General features: G+C 62.4%; 18 protein-coding genes and 1 pseudogene. 12 read left to right on the top strand and 7 right to left on the bottom strand.

Going from position 1 to position 18,460, the window contains the following annotated elements; translation table 11 throughout:
- Positions 1-109: 109 nt before the first annotated feature.
- Positions 110-487: a GFA family protein gene (locus NKI63_RS23125; RefSeq protein WP_352687504.1), complete on the top strand. Its 378-nt coding sequence runs from the start codon at positions 110-112 to the stop codon at positions 485-487.
- Between the two features lie 31 nt (positions 488-518).
- On the opposite strand, the gene NKI63_RS23120 is transcribed toward NKI63_RS23125, so the two are convergent.
- Both NKI63_RS23120 and NKI63_RS23115 read right to left on the bottom strand, forming a co-directional pair.
- Positions 519-962: an SRPBCC family protein gene (locus NKI63_RS23120; protein WP_352823421.1), complete on the bottom strand. Its 444-nt coding sequence runs from the start codon at positions 960-962 to the stop codon at positions 519-521.
- A 169-nt stretch (positions 963-1,131) separates the two neighbouring features.
- Positions 1,132-2,376 carry a DegT/DnrJ/EryC1/StrS family aminotransferase gene (locus NKI63_RS23115; protein WP_352823418.1) on the bottom strand — a complete coding sequence of 415 codons (1,245 nt, stop codon included), beginning with the start codon at positions 2,374-2,376 and terminating at the stop codon, positions 1,132-1,134.
- Between the two features lie 362 nt (positions 2,377-2,738).
- Here NKI63_RS23115 and NKI63_RS23110 point away from each other — a divergent pair, with 362 nt between their 5' ends.
- The 5 genes from NKI63_RS23110 (at position 2,739) to NKI63_RS23090 (ending at position 8,036) form a co-directional block, all read left to right on the top strand.
- Positions 2,739-3,713 carry a polysaccharide deacetylase family protein gene (locus NKI63_RS23110; RefSeq protein WP_352823415.1) on the top strand — a complete coding sequence of 325 codons (975 nt, stop codon included), beginning with the start codon at positions 2,739-2,741 and terminating at the stop codon, positions 3,711-3,713.
- Positions 3,714-3,780: 67 nt separating this feature from the next.
- On the top strand, positions 3,781-4,749 hold the full coding sequence (locus NKI63_RS23105) for a rhizopine catabolism ABC transporter substrate-binding protein (protein WP_023675817.1): 969 nt from the start codon (positions 3,781-3,783) through the stop codon (positions 4,747-4,749).
- Positions 4,750-4,954: 205 nt separating this feature from the next.
- Entirely contained in the window at positions 4,955-6,070 is a 1,116-nt protein-coding gene (locus tag NKI63_RS23100) for an ABC transporter permease (protein ID WP_352491125.1), read from the top strand.
- A gap of 14 nt (positions 6,071-6,084) precedes the next feature.
- Positions 6,085-6,897, top strand: a complete 813-nt coding sequence (locus NKI63_RS23095) for an ATP-binding cassette domain-containing protein (RefSeq protein WP_254819104.1) — start codon at positions 6,085-6,087, stop codon at positions 6,895-6,897.
- Positions 6,898-6,929: 32 nt separating this feature from the next.
- Positions 6,930-8,036, top strand: coding sequence for a Gfo/Idh/MocA family protein (locus tag NKI63_RS23090; RefSeq protein WP_352823412.1), 1,107 nt, complete (start codon positions 6,930-6,932; stop codon positions 8,034-8,036).
- 26 nt (positions 8,037-8,062) lie between these two features.
- On the opposite strand, the gene NKI63_RS23085 is transcribed toward NKI63_RS23090, so the two are convergent.
- Positions 8,063-8,836 (bottom strand): FadR/GntR family transcriptional regulator, encoded by a 774-nt coding sequence (locus NKI63_RS23085; protein WP_254819087.1) that lies wholly within the window; start codon positions 8,834-8,836, stop codon positions 8,063-8,065.
- Positions 8,837-8,866: 30 nt separating this feature from the next.
- Positions 8,867-9,868, bottom strand: coding sequence for a LysR family transcriptional regulator (locus tag NKI63_RS23080; protein ID WP_352705148.1), 1,002 nt, complete (start codon positions 9,866-9,868; stop codon positions 8,867-8,869).
- 110 nt (positions 9,869-9,978) lie between these two features.
- On the opposite strand from NKI63_RS23080, the gene NKI63_RS23075 reads away from it, so the two are divergent.
- The 5 genes from NKI63_RS23075 (at position 9,979) to NKI63_RS23055 (ending at position 13,323) form a co-directional block, all read left to right on the top strand.
- On the top strand, positions 9,979-10,593 hold the full coding sequence (locus NKI63_RS23075) for a nitroreductase family protein (RefSeq protein ID WP_352705150.1): 615 nt from the start codon (positions 9,979-9,981) through the stop codon (positions 10,591-10,593).
- A complete protein-coding gene (locus NKI63_RS23070) occupies positions 10,590-11,447 on the top strand; it encodes an EamA family transporter (RefSeq protein WP_352823407.1) in 858 nt (285 codons plus the stop codon). The genes NKI63_RS23075 and NKI63_RS23070 overlap by 4 nt, the downstream gene beginning before the upstream one ends.
- 709 nt (positions 11,448-12,156) lie before the next feature.
- Complete coding sequence (locus NKI63_RS23065; RefSeq protein WP_352823404.1) at positions 12,157-12,354, top strand: RNA-binding protein; 198 nt, start codon at positions 12,157-12,159, stop codon at positions 12,352-12,354.
- A gap of 119 nt (positions 12,355-12,473) precedes the next feature.
- A complete protein-coding gene (locus NKI63_RS23060) occupies positions 12,474-12,782 on the top strand; it encodes a hypothetical protein (protein ID WP_352823401.1) in 309 nt (102 codons plus the stop codon).
- Positions 12,783-12,834: 52 nt separating this feature from the next.
- Positions 12,835-13,323 carry a nucleoside deaminase gene (locus tag NKI63_RS23055; protein WP_352505524.1) on the top strand — a complete coding sequence of 163 codons (489 nt, stop codon included), beginning with the start codon at positions 12,835-12,837 and terminating at the stop codon, positions 13,321-13,323.
- A gap of 94 nt (positions 13,324-13,417) precedes the next feature.
- On the opposite strand, the gene NKI63_RS23050 is transcribed toward NKI63_RS23055, so the two are convergent.
- On the bottom strand, positions 13,418-14,314 hold the full coding sequence (locus NKI63_RS23050) for an NAD-dependent epimerase/dehydratase family protein (RefSeq protein ID WP_352505523.1): 897 nt from the start codon (positions 14,312-14,314) through the stop codon (positions 13,418-13,420).
- 145 nt (positions 14,315-14,459) lie between these two features.
- Here NKI63_RS23050 and NKI63_RS23045 point away from each other — a divergent pair, with 145 nt between their 5' ends.
- Positions 14,460-15,398 carry an NAD(P)-dependent oxidoreductase gene (locus tag NKI63_RS23045; RefSeq protein ID WP_352505522.1) on the top strand — a complete coding sequence of 313 codons (939 nt, stop codon included), beginning with the start codon at positions 14,460-14,462 and terminating at the stop codon, positions 15,396-15,398.
- 827 nt (positions 15,399-16,225) lie between these two features.
- On the opposite strand, the pseudogene NKI63_RS23040 reads toward NKI63_RS23045, so the two are convergent.
- Both NKI63_RS23040 and NKI63_RS23035 read right to left on the bottom strand, forming a co-directional pair.
- A pseudogene (locus NKI63_RS23040) lies at positions 16,226-17,006 on the bottom strand (FadR/GntR family transcriptional regulator).
- 147 nt (positions 17,007-17,153) lie between these two features.
- Positions 17,154-18,143 (bottom strand): sugar-binding protein, encoded by a 990-nt coding sequence (locus tag NKI63_RS23035; RefSeq protein ID WP_023675805.1) that lies wholly within the window; start codon positions 18,141-18,143, stop codon positions 17,154-17,156.
- Between the last annotated feature and the right edge of the window lie 317 nt (positions 18,144-18,460).

Here is an 18,460-nt window from a genome sequence, read left to right as displayed (position 1 = left end):
TCCTTGTTTTTCGGCGTCCGCGCAAAGCGCGCTTCCCAAGGCCGAACCTCCCCGAAAACCAGAAGCATGCCCACCGCCGGTATAGGCGGGCAACGCATTCATCTGAACCATGAGGATTGCCATGAGAACCGCATCCTGTGCCTGCGGGCAACTGAGGATCTCCTGTAACGGAGAGCCACAGCTGGTCGCACAGTGCCACTGCCTCGACTGCCAGAAACGGACCGGCAGCACATACGGCGTCGCCGCCTTCTTTGCGCGCGACAAGGTAGAAGCCGGAGGCGACGCCAGGACCTACAGGCGGTCAGCTGGGAGCGGCCACCACGTCACTTTCCATTTCTGCCCGGGCTGCGGCTCGAGCGTCTTCTGGGAGCCCGAGCGAAAGCCTGAATGGATCGCCGTCGCGGTCGGCTGCTTCGCCGATCCCGCCTTTCCGGCCCCGGCACATGTTGGGTGGGAAGAACGGCGTCATCCCTGGGTTTCCGGTTAGCGACGCCGACCCGCCAGGGCAGCGCTTTATCTTACTGGTTGATCTCGGGTTCAACGAGCTTCGCCAGATTTCGCAGCGACTCCTGCCAGCCGAGATAGCAGGCCTCAACCGGGATGGCGTCTGGAATACCTGCCTGCGTGATATTCACTTCGGTGCCGACCGACACTTTCTTCAATGTCACGGTCACCTCGATCTCGCCGGCCAGGTTGGGGTCGTCGAACCGGTCGGTGTAGCGCAGTTGCTCATTGGGCACGAGCTCGACATATTCGCCGCCGAACGAGTGGCTGTCGCCGGTGGTGAAGTTGCGGAACGACATTTTGAACGTACCGCGGACTTTCGCCTCGAAGTGATGAACCGTGCAGGTGAAGCCGTTCGGCGGAAGCCATTTCGCAAGTGCATCCGCTTCGAGGAACGCGCGGTAGACTTTCTCCGGGCTGGTTGTCAGAACGCGGTGCAGCCGTACGGTGCCGGGCATATCGTTAATCCTCCGTGTTGGTGATCGATGCCCCCTAGGACGAGCGGAGCCCGGCCTATCCGACACGGGCCTGCGGATTTTTTGGCGGCTGGTTATGCCGGCCGGAATCCTCGGCCGGCCACCGGACAAGGAACTCGACCGCAGGGGAGCAAACCGCGCCGGAACTGGTCTAGTTCACACTGTCGAACTTCTGCAGGTCAACCGGTGCCGCCTTGCGCAATTCGATATCATCGAGCGAAGCATTCTCCAGCGCCACCCGCGCCGCCGCGTCGATGTTGTGGATCATGTCCTGAATGTCGGTATCGCTGTGCGCCGGGTTCATGGCGACCATCACGGTGCGGTTGAGGATGTCGAGCGAGCGCTTGCCGAGGTCGTCGGAATAATCCAGCCGCAGGCCTTGGTTCTCGGGCAGTGCGTAAGGATTGAGCGCCGGATGATGCGCGCCTTCATGCATCAGCACCTGGTCCCACTGAGTAAAATTGTGACGGCCGGTCTTGCCGGCGATGACGCTCGGAATGGTTTTCGAAAAAGTCTGCGCCGCCTGCTCGCTCGGCAGCAGGTACATCACCTGTGCGGCACAATCGTCGTCCGCGCTGTTCATCGGCGACGTCGTCAGCCCAAGATTGCTAAGGTGGCGGGTACCGGCCAGCACCGTCTTCTTCTCGGCTCGCATCGCCTCGATGATGCCGTCCAGCCGGTCGAGTTGGACGTTGAGCATCGCCCCCATCAGTTCGGAAGCACGCGCGCCGATGCCGGCGAAGGGTTTGATGCTGTCGCTTCTGCCCTGCCAGTAGAAATGGCAAGGGTCGATTGCGCAGCGCGCCCGTTCCGCCACTTTCGGGTCGCTGGTGGCGATGCCGCCGCCCTCGCCCGAGGTCATGTTCTTGAAGTAGTTGAAGGAATAGGCGCCGGCATGGCCGATCGAGCCGAGCTTGCGGCCCTCATAGCCGCCGCCGATGCCTTGGCAGACATCCTCCAGCACCAGCAGACCGCGCTTGGCAGCAATGTCCATGATCGCATTCATGTTGCAGGCCGCGCCCCACATATGCACCGGGATGACCGCCCTGGTGCGCGGCCCGATGGCGTCCCGCAGGGCGATGGGATCGATGGTCAGGCTCTCGTCGATGTCGACGATGACTGGAATGGCGCCGACCGAAAGCACCGCGGTCGCCGTCGCCATATAGGTGTGCGCCGGCACCAGCACTTCGTCCCCCGGGCCGATGCCTAGGCCGATCAGGCCGGCCGCGAGCCCATAGGTGCCGCTGGCGGCCAGCGCGAAATGCTCGACGCCAAGATGCTGCGCATAGCGGGCCTCGAAACGGTCGCATTCGCTGTCCCTGCCGTAACGAAACAGCGCGCCCGAGCGGATCACCCTGGCAATGGCTTCGATTTCCTCTTCGCCGGCGGTGTACATGACAGGCCTCCAGTCACTTGATAGTGTGGGTCACTTGATAATGTGGTCGCTTGATGGTGTGGACAGCTGTAGGCTTGTCGGCACGGTTTGAAAGAACCACTCCGCCGCTATTCGACCAAGCCATCTGCGCCCGGAAGACGGTTCCTATGACTGGTTTTGAACCGTGATTGGGGAAATCGGCAGCTAAGTGTCTCAGCCGGCAGACAAATCGTACCCATCCGAATTCGCCAAAGTGGCCCTGTCGGAAAGGCAGGTTTCGGCGTTCCATTCCGGCCAGTTGGGCAAACGGTTGGTTCCATGAAATACGGGACACACTTTGGAAGACCCTCGAAACCGGCGTGCCGGCGGAAAGGCGGCCGTTCGTGAACGCCGCCGGCTCCAGCAAACGGATCGTGCTCCACGAGGACGATGTCGGCATGTGCCACGGCGCCAACAGCGCCTTCCTCGAATTGAGCGGGCTGGGTGTCTGCAGTTCCGGCGCGGTGATGGTGCCGTGCCCGTGGTTCCTCGAAATGGCCGAAAGCGCCGCCGCCAACCCTGCCCTCGACCTTGGCGTCCACCTGACGCTGAACAGCGAGAAGCAGCACTACAAATGGCGGCCGTTGACCGCGCCGTCGCGGGCGGCCGGCTTGACCGACGAGTTCGGCTTCTTCTGGCCCGATGTGGCGACCACGCGCCGCAAGGCGGTGCCGCAGGCGGTCGAGGCCGAGCTTCGCGCCCAGATCGACACCGCCTATCGCGCCGGCATCGACGTCACCCACCTCGACGCGCATATGGGAGCGGCATTGTCGCCGGAATTCTGCAACATCTACATCAAGCTCGGGCTCGAATATCAGCTGCCGGTGCTGCTGACCAAGACGCTGTCCGCCTATTCCCCCAACGACAATCTGGTCGGCGTTACCGAGGAGGCGTTCCAGCGCGGCGTGGCGCTGGCCCGCGCCGGCGGCTTTGCCATTTTCGACGCCGCGATCCAGACAACCTGGGGCCGGCCGCGTTCCAGGTCGATCGAGCCCGCTTACAAAGCGCTCATCGAGGGTGTGCGCGAGGGCCTGACCTTCTTTTGCCTGCATTGCAACGCGCCCGGTGAACTCGAGCTGATCGAGCCGCGCTCCGCCTATATTCGCACCGAAGAGTACGAGCTGTTCCGCGACCAGGGCTTTCGCGACTGGCTCGCCGCACAGCCGATCGATGTCATCGGCATGAAGCCGTTGCGCGAGGAGCTTCGCGCAGCGCTCTCGGCCGGGCGATCATCAACAACAGCCCGCGGCAACACCGTGGGCGAACAGCGATCGGCGTCGGCAAAGGCCCGCAAAGCGGCCACCCGATCCGCAACGTGAGCCGATCGTGGGGGCCGGAAAACGGAGCCAGAGGGATTGGAACTGCAACGACAAATGGGAGAATAAGATGAAAACGCTTCTGAAAGTGGCATTGGGCGCCTTCGTTTCGGCGGGCCTGATGACGGGTATCGCGCATGCCGCGGGCCTCAAGGATCCGAAGGACGTCCGCATCACCTTCGTAGTGCATGGGTCGGCATCCGATCCCTATTGGTCGGTGGTCAAGCGCGGCGTCGATGACGCGGCCGCCCTTACCGGTGCCAAGGTCGAATATTACGCGCCGCAGGTCTTCGACGTGGTCGAGCAGGCCCGGCTTCTCGACGCCGCTATCGCCACCAAGCCGGACGGTATCGCCGTCTCCATCGCCGACGCCAATGCGCTCGGCAAATCGGTCAAATCCGGGCTTGCCGCTAATATTCCCATGGTGGTTCTGGATTCCGGCGAAAAGGAAGGCGCCGAGCTCGGCACGACGCTCTATGTCGGCACCGTTTCCGAATATGATTCCGGCAAGAAGGCCGGCGAGCGGCTGGCCAAGGAAGGCACGCTCAAGGTCGTCTGTATCAACCACGAGGTCGGCAATGTCAGCCTCGACCAGCGCTGCCAGGGCCTCAATGACGGGCTGAAGCCCTCCGGCGGCGGCACCGAGGTTCTGGCCGTGGCGCCCGATCCCGCAGACATCCAGCGCCGCACGGAAGCCTATCTGTCCGCGCATCCCGACACGCAGGCCGTCTTTGCGCTCGGCGCCACCGCCGCCAACCCGCTGATCCCGATGTTTCGCGACAAGGAACTGTTCGGCAAGCTCAAGCTCTACACATTCGACATCAGCCCGGAGGTCCTCGATTCGGTCGTGGCCGGCGAAATGGGCTTCGGCATGGACGCCCAGCAATATCTGATGGGCTATCTGCCGGTGATCTATCTGGTCGAGCAAGCGACGCACGGCTTTTGGCCGCAGAACAACGCCTATACCGGACCGCTGTTCATAGACTCGCCGGAAAAAGCCAAGGCGATCCTGGCGCTCGCCAAAGAAGGCATCCGCTAATGCATGTCGCGCAAAAGTGTGCAGCGGTTTTGCGGTAACGACATGCATCAAAATTTAGGCCAGCGCTCCGACGGAACGGGAGAATGCGCCAAGCGCTCTCCCGTTCCTTCGAAGATTGCGATTTGAGCGATTGGAGAGCCTAATGGCGGTCGTGGAAGACAAGGCTATATCTCCGGGCGAACTGAAGGCGACCGACCGCTTCGGCATGACGTCGAAGCGGGCCGCCGGCGCCGACGAACGGTTGGCCAGCACCGGCAAGCTGACCCAGTGGCTGCGCCGGCCGGAAGCCGGTGCCGCCGGTGGGCTGCTTGCGACGATCATCATCTTTGCGCTGCTGCCGGGCGCGGCGAACCTCTATTCGCTGCAGGGGTCAATGACCTTCCTGACGCTGTCGGCGGAGCTCGGCATCGTCGCCACCGCGGCAGCACTCCTCATCATCGCCGGCGAGTTCGATCTTTCGGTCGGCTCCATGGTCGGCTTCGCCGGTGTTGTCATCGGGCTGACGGTGAAGTACTGGGGACTGCCGCTATGGGGCGGCATCGCCTGCGCCTTCGCCGTTGCCATCCTCACCGGCTATCTCAATGGCCTGATCGTGGTGAAGACGCGGTTGCCCTCCTTCATCGTCACGCTCGCCACGCTCTATATCCTGCGCGGACTGTCGATCGGCATCACCCGCGCCGTCACGGGCCGCACCCAGATCCCTTACATACTCGAAGGCGCACCGGATCCGGCGACGGCCGGCATTTTCAACGGCCATCTGCTCACCGGCCTGTTCCACTGGATGGGCGCGCAAGGCTGGATCGCCACCCGCAGCGACGGCATCCCGTTCGTCGCCGGCATTCCGATGTCGATCGTCTGGTGGCTTGGCCTGACGGCGCTGGCCGGCTACGTGCTGACCCAGACGAAATACGGCAACTGGATCTTCGCCACTGGCGGCGACCTGATCGCAGCCCGCAACGTTGGCGTGCCGGTCGATCGCGTCAAGATCAGCCTGTTCATCTACACCGCCTGCGCGGCGACGCTGCTTGCCACCATCCAGGTGATGGAGGCGGGCTCCGCCGACACCACGCGCGGCCTGCTCAAGGAATTCGAGGCGATCATCGCCGCCGTCATCGGCGGCGTGCTGCTCACCGGCGGCTACGGCACCGTCTATGGCGTGCTGTTCGGCGCGCTGATCTTCGGGCTGGTGCAGATGGGCATCTTCTACACCGGCATCGACACTGACTGGTTCAAGGTCTTCCTCGGCATCGTCATCCTGATGGCCGTGCTGGTCAACAACTACATCAGGCTGAAGGCGCTCGGCCGCGGAGGTGGCAAATGACCGAGCCGGCCCAAATGACCGCGCCAGCAATGGAACTGCGCGGCGTCAGCGTCAATTTCGGTTCGGTGCGCGCCCTCCAGGACATCGACATCAAGGTCTATCCGGGCGAGGTCCACTGCCTGCTTGGCGATAACGGCGCCGGCAAGTCGACACTGATCAAGGTTCTGTCCGGCGTCTACCGGCCGACCAAGGGCGAAATCCTGGTCGACGGCAAGCCGGTCACCTTCCGCAGCCCGCGCGACGCGCAGGAGCTCGGCGTGGCAACGGTGTTCCAGGATCTCGGCATGATCTCGCTGATGTCGATCACCCGTAACTTCTTCCTCGGCCGCGAGCCGACCAAAAGCAGCCTGCCCTTCTCGCGCATCGACAAGGAGCGCGCCAACACCATCGCCAGGCAGGCGATGGCCGATATCGGCATCGACGTGCGCGATCCGACGCAAGCCGTCGGCACGCTGTCGGGCGGCGAGCGCCAGTCAGTGGCGATCGCCCGCGCCGTGCATTTTGGTGCGCGCGTGCTGATCCTCGACGAGCCGACCTCCGCACTCGGCGTCCACCAGGCGGCGATGGTGCTGAAATTCATCATCGAAGCGCGCATGCGGGGCCTGGCCGTCATTTTCATCAGCCACAACATCCACCATGCCTATCCGGTCGGCGACACCTTCACCCTGCTCAACCGCGGCCGCAATCGCGGTACCTACGCCAAGTCGGAGATCTCGCGCGACGAGGTCATCTCGATCATGTCGGGCGGCGAGGATCTGAAGGCGGTCGAGGCGGAGATTGCCGGCCTGCTCGCCCAGATCGGCAACCGGCCGCCTGCGGCGCCTTGAGCTGACAATCGGACATTGCGGGGAATGATCCAATGAGCAGGATACGCGTCGGGGTCGTCGGCGCCGGCATGATCTCGCAGCTCGAGCATATTCCCAATCTGCTGCGCCTCAGTGAATTGTTCGAGCTGGTCGGGGTCGCCGATCCCTCCAGGATCTCGCGGCAGTTCGTCACCGACACGCATGGCATTGCCAATTTCGAAACGATCGACCAGCTCTTCGACCAAAGCCTCGACGCGGTGGTGATCGGCTCGCCGGACCCGCTACATCACGAACAGGTGCTGGCGGCGCTGGCGGTTGGCCTGCATGTCTTTTGCGAAAAGCCGCTTTGCTATTCGCTGGCGGAAATCGCCGAGATCATCGCCGCGCGCGACGCCGCCAGGAAAATCGTTCAGGTCGGCTATATGAAGCGCTTCGATCCGAGCTACCGGCTGGCGCTCGCTTCGCTGCCTGGAACATCAAGCACGCTGCGCGCGGTCTCGGTGGAAGTGAACGATCCCGACGCCTGGCCGTTCATCACCCACCAGCCTTACAGGCGCGGCACCGATATCCCCAACGACCTGATCGCCGCTGTCGCCGCCAAGCAGAAGCGCCAGGTCGAATACGCCATCGGTATCCCTGTGACGAAGCTCGCTTTCCGTGGATTTATCGGCGCTTACAGCTCGGCCTTGATTCACGACGTCAACGCCGTCCACGGCCTGCTCGACGCGCTCGGCGTGCCGGACGGCGAGGTCGTCGGCGCGCAGATCTTTGCCAATGGCGACGGCGGCCAGGGCGCCGTCAAGTTGCTGGACGGGCAGGCGCTGTGGACCATGACCCATCTCACCGTGCCCAAGCTTGCCGACTACAAGGAGCGGATCACGCTGTTCTTCGACGATGCCAGCCTCGAGCTCGAATTCCCCTCGCCCTGGCTCAACCATCATCCGACCCGGCTAACGGTGACGACCTCGGACGGTCACATACTGTCGAAGCGTGATTTGCGGGCCGGCTACGCAGAAGCCTTCGTCGAGGAGATGCGTGGCTTCTGGGCGGCCATCGTCAATGGCGACCCCGTCGTCAACCCGCCCGAACACGCCGCCCGCGACCAGGAGCTGCTGCTCGGCCTGACATGGCAGCATCTGGCGACCGCACCCTTCGACTGAGCGCTCAACCTGTAGCCGAACGGCCGCTACCTGGACTTGATGACGCTGTCGGTATTGGCCAGCAGCTTGCGCACCGCATTGCGCGCCGCGTCTGGCCGCTGCAGGCGGATGCTCTTCTCGATTGCCTCGTGCAGCCTCTGGGCATGCTGCAAATCGTCGAGTTCCCGCGTCGTAAAAGCGAACAGATGATCGAACGCCGATTCGATCAGCACGCCGAGCGGCACCAGCAGATCGTTGCCCGAGGCGCGCAGGATGGCGAGGTGAAACCGCGTGTCGGCGCGCGTGCGCTCCTGCAGGTTGGTCGCCTCGCCCATCTCGCGGCAGGCCTGGCTGATCTCGGCCATCTGCTCGTCGGTGCGCCGCATGGCGGCAAAGGCGCTGGCCTCCGGCTCGATGATGTGGCGGAATTCCTGCACGGTCCTGAGGAACACCTCACGATCCGGCGAGGTCGCGTACCAGGCCAGCACATCGCGATCGAGCAGGTTCCAGCGTTCCTTCGGCTCGACCCAGCTGCCGATTTTGGGACGTGACGACAGCAGGCTCTTCGCCATCAGCATTTTGATGGCTTCGCGCACCGCCGAGCGGCTGACGTCGAAGGTCTCGGACCATTTGGCCTCGTTGGGCAGGATGGTTCCCGGCGGATAGTCGCCGCGCACGATCCTCAGCCCGATCTCGTTGGCCAGCGACGCGTGAACGCTCGACCCGGGTATGCGCGCCGCATCGGCTCGGCGAATACCGCTCGTGCGTTCGGCGAACGCCTCGGCCGCTGTCTTTCCCTTGTTCGGCTTCGCGTCCTGCATAGCTCCACAAAGTCCGGATTTGGAGGCGTGTCAAGGAGATGAAATCGACGGCAATATCTCAGTTTGGTTTTCCGCCTCAGTCCCCTCCCCGACACCGCGCTTTGCCGAGCGCTCACGCCGGAGCGGCACAAACAGCTTCTCTTTGTTCCGATTGAATTCCTCGATCAGGAAATCAAGGAAGACGCGGATTTTCGGGGCAAGATGCTGCCGTGCCGGATAGACCGCGTAGAGCGTGGTTTCGACCTTTTCCCAGTCGTCCAGGGCCGATTGCAGCCGGCCTGCTTTCAGGTCGCTCTCGATATAGGGATAAGGGATCAGGCTGACGCCGAAGCCGGCGCGCAGCGCATCGCGCACGGCAAGGCTTGACGAGACCGTGTATCGTCCGTCGATGGCGATCCGCTCGACGCGGCCGTCCTTGCGGAATTCCCATATGTCCGCGTGTCCCGAGAGGCTGAACCGGATGCAATTGGCCGCCTTCAAATCGGCAGGCGTCTTGGGCCGGCCATGCTCCTCGAAATAGGACGGAGCTGCGCAAAGCACGTGCGGCATGACCGCAAGCTTTCTCGCGACCAGGCTGGAATCCTCGAGATTGTCGCTGCCGCGAATGGCCAGGTCAAATCCCTCCCGCACGATATCGACGCGCCTGTCGTCAAGATGCAGATCGAGTTTCAAATCGGGATAGCGCGATAGAAACGCGGGGATGGCAGCCGAAAGCCGCGTCAACGTGACAGTCATCGGCGCGCTGACCCGCAACGTGCCGCTCGGCGCCGTCTTGATCGGGCCGAGGACCTGGTCGGCCCTGGCCAGCGCATCGAGCCCATGCGTGACATGCTCCAGATAGATGCTGCCTTCTTCGGTCAGGGCCATGCGCCGCGTCGTCCGGTTGATGAGCCGCACCCCCAGATACGCCTCCAATTCGGCGATGTTCTTGCTGACCGCGGGAGGAGAGAGACCGAGCCGCCGTCCGGCTTCGGCAAAGCTGTTCAGTTCCGCCACATGGCGGAAAACCTGCAACGCCCTCAGGCGATCCATCTCATCATTCTCTTCTAGTAAACAATGTCTTTCAATTATCGCGTATTATCGCTCATTGGTAAATTCTCTATCTGCTATCCGAACGGCTTGCTCAATTTCGGAATGACATGATGACCAACCCCACAATCTCCCTGATCGAGCGGCGCATGTCTGCCAATCGGTTCGATGCCTCGCATGCATTGACGGATGCCGAGGTCGAGGAACTGGCACGCCTCGCAACGCGCGCGCCAACCGCCTACAACCTTCAGAATTGGCGGTTCATCGCCGTGCGGACGCCGGAAGCAAAGGCGCGGTTGCGCAGCGTGGCCCATGGCCAGGCCAAGGTGCAGGAAGCAGCGGTCACCTTCGTCATCTGCGGCGTACTGCCCGACCACGCTGCCCTCAATGCAAGGCTGCTTCCTTTCGTGGAAGCCGGTTTCATGCCGGCGGATATGGCTTCGGGCTGGCGGGAGGGCGCCCGCGCCCAATATGCCGATCCTCTAGCGGCTCGCGACGAGGCGGTGCGCTCGGCAACGCTCGGCGCCGCAACGCTGATTTTCGCGGCCGAAGCGCTGGGGCTCGTCTCCGGTCCGATGGCCGGCTTCGATGCCGAAGGCGTGGCGCGCGAGTTTGGCCTTGGGCGCAACGAAGTGCCGGTGATGCTCATCGCGGTCGGCCGCGCCGCGCCCGGAAACTGGCCGCAAAAGCCCCGCCGCCCTCTTGCCGAAGTACTGGAAATCTTATGAAAACGCGCCGTTCCGATCTGTTGCTTACAGCCATTGCACCCGCAATATGGGGCAGCACCTACATCGTCACCACGCAGTTCCTGCCGAACTTTTCGCCGATGACGGTTGCGATGCTGCGGGCCTTGCCCGCCGGATTGCTGCTGCTCGCGATCGTTCGGCAACTGCCGACGGGCATCTGGTGGCTACGCAGTTTCCTGCTCGGAGCCCTCAACATCTCGATCTTCCTGAGCCTGTTGTTTGTCGCCGCCTACCGGCTTCCGGGCGGGGTCGCCGCGACCGTGCTGTCGGTCCAGCCGTTGATCGTGATTTTCCTTGCTGCTGCCCTGCTTGACAGCCCTGTCCGCCGGTTGGCGATCGTCGCCGCCCTTGTTGGGATCGCAGGTGTTGCATTGCTGGTGCTGACCCCGAATGCGGCGCTCGATGCGGTCGGCGTTGCCGCCGGCCTCGCCGGGGCGGCCTCTATGGCCTTCGGAAGCGTATTGGCCCGTAAATGGCAACCGCCAGTATCGCTGCTTACCTTCACGGCATGGCAACTGACCGCCGGCGGTCTGCTGCTCGTTCCGGTGGCTCTGCTTTTCGAGCCTTCCATCCCGCTGCCGACCGGCGCCAACCTGCTTGGACTGGCGTGGCTTGGGCTGATCGGTGCGGCGCTGACCTATGTCCTCTGGTTCCGGGGCATTGCGCGACTGGAATCCGCAGTGGTGTCATCGCTGCTTTTCCTCAGCCCGGTGACCGCCGTGCTGCTTGGATGGGTATTCCTGGATCAGATGCTGACCTTGCCTCAAATCGCCGGCGTCGTTTTCGTCATCGGCAGCATCTGGCTGGCTCAACGGCCCAACCGGAATGAGGCTTGAGCCTGAGCGGGAAGTGGGTCAGTTTGAAAATTCGATCAAGACGGATGGCCGAAGACGGTTAAAATAAGCGGGACCGCACCGAAGCTGCAGAAAAACACAACAGCACCATACGCAATCACCCGACGCGGTATCAGGAAGCGGGCTGACCAAAATCTAGCACGAAGCCTTGCGTCTCGCCTCCCCAGCCGTTTGCTCCATGGAAGGTTCTGCTCATCAATTGACCCATAGAAATCGGTGCACAGAATTATGCTTAGGAGTGCGACGAACATGGCTGCGAAGCTCAGGGCCAAGACAACGACACAGGCCGTTATTGGAATAAACAAGTGAGGATTGTTCGCCCACTCGTACTCCAAATGTCCTCACTCCCCTGCTATTTGTCCGCGGACCATAGGCTTCTCTGCCTCTTTGGCTTGGATCAGCGCGACGATATCACTGATCTCCCAAAGCTCGCGAAAGCGCCTATCCGGGTTTTGTCGGCCAAGGCGGAAACGCCTATATGCTTACCCGAAAGCATGGAGAGCGACAGTGCTCAGTTTCACGCAAGATGGATTGGAGGGCTGGACGTTCGTGGCTGACGAGATATCGGTTGGCCACTACCGAATCCGTGGCCGTCATTTTGACGGTCGTTCGGTCGAACGCCACGGGTCCGACTACGATGCCCTTAAAACTGAAGGTATAAATGATGCGCGGACGCTTGGGGCGAGGCTGAATGCCAACCCGACCTAAAGGCCAGAAGCGCCCCGCCGACGTGATCGGCAACGCCGTCCGCGTCATGCGCATTGCCACTGGCGAGCAAGCCGACGACGTGATTGACGACGGCAAAGACCCCGCTGCGAACGCACTGGGCGCAAAAATCGAAAAAGCGCGCCGAGAACATGACGCCGGGGCGGCGCGCCGAGATCGCTAGGGAGGCTGCTGAGAAGCGTTGGGCGGCTAATAGATAAGTTTCTCTAATTCCGTAAGTGTCTCGATATGGTCATCGGTCGAGAGCGGCGCTAGTGAAAAGAACGTGTTGGAATCCCAAGCATGACCAACGCGCCGTTCAAGACGGAATGGATCTGGCGCTGGCCCCTCAAGGCTGCCAACAAAGCTAATCCCAACCCCACGGAATTCATCATTAGGGCCGCCAGCACGTCGCTCGGTGAACGGCAGATCCTTACCATGCGCATGCAGATGCGCCCCCTTACGCGCCTGGCTAATGCGTTCTCAAAGAAAGTTCGAAAACCGCGCTTACATGGTTGCGCTGTACACCGGCTGGTGCACTTCATCCGTGTTCACAAGACTCTGAAAAATGTCCAAATTTCAAAACTGACTCACTACCGCCCAGGCTGCTGACTTGTGTCGGCGGATTGTTCGGCACTATGGTCAAGCGGCGGAGGATCTGCCGATGCCACAACGGCCCTATGATGAGCGTTTGCTCCGTCAGGCGTTCGAAGTCGCGCGCCGAGCCCGCGATGCTGGCGAACATCCCTTTGGTTCGCTCCTCGCCGACAAGGACGGCAATGTGTTGCGCGAGCAGCCCAACGGTTACAAAGCCGGCGGCGGCGACCGCACCGCTCACGCCGAAAGGCTGCTGGCCTCGTGGGCGGCGATGAATGTCAGTCTCGAAAAGCTGGCTTCCTGCACCCTCTACACCTCGGCCGAACCTTGCGCGATGTGCTCTGGGACAATCTATTGGGCGGGCATCGGACGGGTCGTCTTTGGGCAGAGCGAACATGACCTCAAGCGGGTAACGGGTGCACATGTCGAGAATCCCACGCTCGACCTGCCCTGCAGGATCGTCTTCGAAGCCGGGCAGCGTCCGACTGAAGTCGTCGGCCCGCTGCTTGCCGACGAAGCGGCGCAGCTCCAGGCCGAATTCTGGAAAGACAAGTAGCTCGATTGCCCGCGCGCGGCAAACGCGCGAGCCTAGCCTCGTGACGAAAAATCGGGGCTGGCCCAGTGCCGGCTCCGCGTCAGCTGCGCGCCAGTCAGCTCGCCTTGACGTATTTCCGCCAGCTGTGCTCAGGCCGGAAGCCGAGCATGTCGCGCGCCTTGCGGTTGGAGAGCAGCGTCTCGTATTCGCCAAGATCGCCCTTGACGGGCACGTCGGGATAAAACCGCTTCAAAAGTTCGGCCGTCGGCAGGTCGGACGAGGTGTCGTCATTGGCGGCGTTAAACACCTGATAGCCGAGCCCGTCCTTCTCGATGGCGCGCAGCGTGATCTGGCCGAGGTCGCGCGCGTCGATATAGCTCCAGGCGATGCGCTTGCGGAAACCCGGATCGGCGAACCATTTCGGAAACAGCGAATATTCATGCGGCTCGATGACGTTGCCGATGCGCAGGGCATAGATGTCGCTGCCATCGCGTTGTGCAAACGCCCGCGCGGTCTTCTCGTTGACGACCTTAGACAGCGCATAGCTGTCCATCGGATCGACGTCGTATTCCTCGTCGAGCGGAAAATGCGTCGGATCGCGCGGTTCGTTGGCGAAGACCAGGCCGTAGGTGGTTTCGCTGGAGGCGATCACCACCTTGCGGATGCCGAGCTTCACCGCAGCCTCGATGACGTTGTAGGTGCCGAGCGCGTTGATGCGGAACACCTCGTTGTCGGGCGTGATCATGATGCGCGGGATCGCCGCGAAATGCACCACGGCATCGACCGGCTGCGAACGCAGCGAAGGATCGAATTCATGCAGGCCCATATAGCTCGACAGCGCATTGAACACCTGCCCGCTGTCGGTGATGTCGGTGATCAGCGTGCGCACCTTGGGATTGTCGAGCGGCTTGGTGTCGATGTTGAGCACCTGGCAGCCCTGCTCGACCAGATACTGCACGACGTGGCGCCCGGCCTTGCCGCTGCCGCCGGTGAACATGATCCGCTTCGTCATTTTGCTCTCCTAAGATTCATGTGTATTGTCAGACAATACCGAACTCTGCAATCGCCTGCCACGGCATGCGGCAAAAACCCGCTTCAACAATTCGCCGGCAAGCTGCAGCGCCGTCATCCATCATTGCAAAATAGGACGAAACGACATGAACACTACCGCCGCGAGCGAAAAGATCGGCTTCATCGGGCTTGGCCTGATGGGACACGGGATCGCGAAGAACATCGTCGACAAGGGCTATCCGCTGACGTTTCTCGGCCGCAAGAACCGCGCGCCGGCGCAAGACCTGCTCGGCCGCGGCGCCAGGGAGGCGACGACCTCGCGCGACGTGGCAGCGGCATCCGACATCGTCTTCATTTGCGTCACCGGCTCGCGCGAGGTGGAAGCCATCATCCGCGGCCCAGGCGGCCTCAAGGAAGGCCTGAAGCAGGGATCGGTTATCGTCGACTGCTCGACCTCGGATCCTGTCTCGACGGTGGCGCTGGCCGCCGAGCTCAAGGGGCTCGGCGTCGATTATGTCGATGCCCCGCTCAGCCGCACGCCGAAGGAGGCTTGGGAAGGCACGCTAGACACCATGGTCGGCGCGCCCGATGCAGTCTTTGCCCGGCTGAGGCCGGTGCTCGAAACCTGGGCCGGGCGCATCGTCCATATCGGCGACACCGGCGACGGCCACCGCATGAAGCTGCTCAACAACTTCATTTCGCTCGGCTACGCCGCGATCTATTCCGAAGCGCTGGCGCTGGCGCAGAAGGTCGGCATCTCGCCGCCGCGCTTCGACAGCGTCATCCGCAACGGCCGCATGGACTGCGGCTTCTACCAGACCTTCATGCGCTGGACGCTGGAAGGCGACCGCGACGCCCACAAATTCACCATCGCCAACGCCTTCAAGGATCTCACCTATCTCGAATCGATGGCGGGTGCCGCCGGTATCGCCAACCCGCTCGGCAACGCCACCAAGAACGCCTTCGCAGGCGCCTTCGCGGCCGGCCCCGCCGACCAGTACGTGCCGATGCTGGCCACGCATATCGGCAAGGTCAACGGCGTCGACCTGATGCCGACCAGGGACGGCAAGAAGCAGACGATCTGAGAACGTTGGGATTAACGCCTGGGAGTGGTCGCAACTGTAGACGTTCGCTGCCGACCAGCTACAGCCGCCAATCTCCAACGCTGGCGATTAGCCACATGACACCACACCTTCGTCATCCAAGGGCGGAGCAGGAGCGAAGCGACGTCGCGCAGACCCTGGGATCCATGCCGTGACATCAGCCGAAGAATGCAGCGGCTCAGAACGGCGCTTGTATCCGCCATTGCGCTCGTTGCCCTTCCACCATGATCGCGAGCCAGAAGCTGCTGAAGCGCTGGTTCCGCCAATGGACGACCGAATTGATCGAGACGACCAGTCCCAGAGTGCTTCGAGCTTTTTCGCAGGACGGGGGTGGCAGCGTTTGGTTCTGGTCCGCTGGAGCACTGCCGCAAGGTAACGGCATGGATCCCAGGGTCTGCGCCGCGTCGCTTCGCTCCTTGCTCCGCCCAGGGATGACGAAGGGAGGGGATGACGAAGGGAGGGTTTCGGCTAATCTCCTAAATTTGCGATTTGCGACTGACGGGAACGATCGACCTTCGTTGCTGGTTGACCCGACTTACACGCAGTTGGCCGAGAAACGATCGAATCAGCGCCGAAACCGGCCGATAACGTCGTCGGTATTGGCGAGAAGTCTGTGCACCAAAGCACGCGCACTTCCGATCGGAAGAAGCCAAAAACAAAAACCCGCCTCGGTGGGCGGGTCGTCGGCGCCAATTCGCACCATACCCAAATTAGTAGCATAGCTGCCGGCACAAATCAAGAACAAAGTACATTGCGACGATAAAAACCGAATTCCTGTCCCACCCGAGTTCGCCAGCCCTGTGCAACCATCACCGCCGCGACCGGCCGATAACGTCGTCGGTGTTGGCGAGAAGTCTGTGCACCGCGGCACGGGCTGCAGCCGGTCGCTGCAGGCGGATGTTCTTCTCGATCGCCTCGTGTAGTGCCTGCGCCCGCCGCTGATCGCTGGTCTCGCGGGTGACGAACTGGAACAAATGGTCGAGCGCCGATTCGATCAGCACGCCGAGCGGCACCAGCAGATCGTTGCCCGAGGCGCGCAGGATGGCGAGGTGAAACCGCGTGTCGGCGCGCGTGCGCTCCTGCAGGTTGGTCGCCTCGCCCATCTCGCGGCAAGCCTGGCTGATCTCGGCCATCTGCTCGTCGGTGCGTCGCATCGCGGCAAAGGCGCTGGCCTCCGGCTCGATGATGTGGCGGAATTCCTGCACGGTCCTGAGGAACACTTCGCGGTCCGGCGAGGTCGCATACCAGGCCAGCACGTCGCGATCGAGCAGGTTCCAGCGCTCCTTCGGCTCGACCCAGCTGCCGATCTTCGGGCGTGACGCCAATAGGCTCTTCGCCATCAGCATTTTTATGGCTTCGCGCACCGCCGAGCGGCTGACGTCGAAGGTCTCGGACCATTTGGCTTCGTTGGGCAGGATGGTTCCCCGGCGGATAGTCGCCGCGCACGATCCTCAGCCCGATTTCGTTGGCCAGCGACGCATGCACACTCGAGCCGGGAAAGTGTGCGGCATCGGCACGCCGAACGACGGCCGGCCGCCCAGGCTCTGCCTTGAATTTGGCGGGTCGCTTTTTTGATGTCGCGTCCGGCATTGGTATTCCCCGGCAACTGCTTGTCGAAAGCCTGAACTCAGGGCACGGCAAAGCAGCGGCCTACGCTCCAAAGCAGCGTCGCCTCGTGCGTTTGTATGGACGATGTGTAACGGGGCGCCCGTCGAAGGGCGCCCCGAAATTGCCGACCTACTTCTGGATGCAGGTGTCGACCGTGTCCTTGGTGCATTCGTCGAGGCCGGTGAACACCGGATCGGCGACCGGCTTGCCGTCGACCAGGTCGATCATCACCGAGGGCGCCTTGTAGCCCATCTCGAACGGCCGCTGGCCAACCAGCGCGGTCACCAGCCCGTCACGAGCAATCGCCACCTCGTCGCCGATCGTGTCGGCGGCGCCGATGACGAAGGCGTTGCTGGCGATCTTGTCGGCCATCGGCTTGAACAGGTCGCGGTAGGGCTGCGGAGCGCCGAACAGCGGCCAGCCGCCCATGATGCCGAAGGCGTCGAGATCGGGATTGGCGGCGAGGATGTCGGTCATCGCCTGCACGCCCTTGGCGCCGTCGTCATTGGTGAACACCGGGCAACCCGCAACTTCCGTCCAGCCGCCTTCGCCCGCCAGCGCCGCGAGGCCGTCCTTGCCCGAAAGCGCGTCACGCATGCCCTGCGCGCGGCGCAGGATGTTGTCGGCGGCCGGATTGCCTTCGATGGTGCAGATCTTGCCGCCATTCGGCTTGGCCTTCTTGATGTATTCGCCGATCTTGTGACCCATCAGGTAGTTGTCGGTGCCGAGGTAGGTCTTGCGCAGCGCCGCGTCTTCCTTGCTGAGGTCGGCGTCGAGGGTCATGATCGGGATCGACGGATTGGCGCTTTTGATCGTCTGCGCGATCAATGGCGCGTTCGACGGCGAAATCGCCATCGCCACCGTGTCGGGCTTGCTCAGCATGTCCTGGACGATCTGGGCTTCACCGGCCTCATCCGAGGTCGATGCCGGTCCGGTGTAGAAGCACTCATATTCCGAGCTGGCGTTTTCCTTGTTCCATTTCTCGCAACCCTGGTGGATGGCCTCGAAGAATGGATTGTCGAGACCCTTCACGACGATGACGAGCTGTTTCTTGGCCATAGCCGGCCCGGCACCCAGCGCCATGACGGCGGCGGCAGCGAGCAATAGTGATTTCCTCATGTCAGTCCTCCCTTTGAAACAAACGGACACGGCGTGCCCGCCACACACAGACCGACCCGGAGCAAGATGACAGAGGACGTCGCACTCGTGTCGCCAAGCCAGGTCGATAAGCATTTTCATATTCAGTCTCAGACCGGCACCGACAGATATCGCTGGTTACCAAATCCCTGACCGACAAACCCTCACCGATTCCTTCCGGCAACCCGGTGGCTCGGCGCAAGCTCCTCCGACACTTAGCTAATATCGCCTTGTCATCGACGTCAATGCTATTTGTCCTACAAAACTGATTTTTCGAAAGAAGCCGTGGTTGACGCCAA

Source organism: Mesorhizobium sp. M0410, assembly GCF_040321435.1.
In the GTDB taxonomy this organism is placed as follows: domain Bacteria; phylum Pseudomonadota; class Alphaproteobacteria; order Rhizobiales; family Rhizobiaceae; genus Mesorhizobium.
Note: the sequence above shows the minus strand (reverse complement) of the source record. Positions and strands in the feature narration are given on the sequence as shown.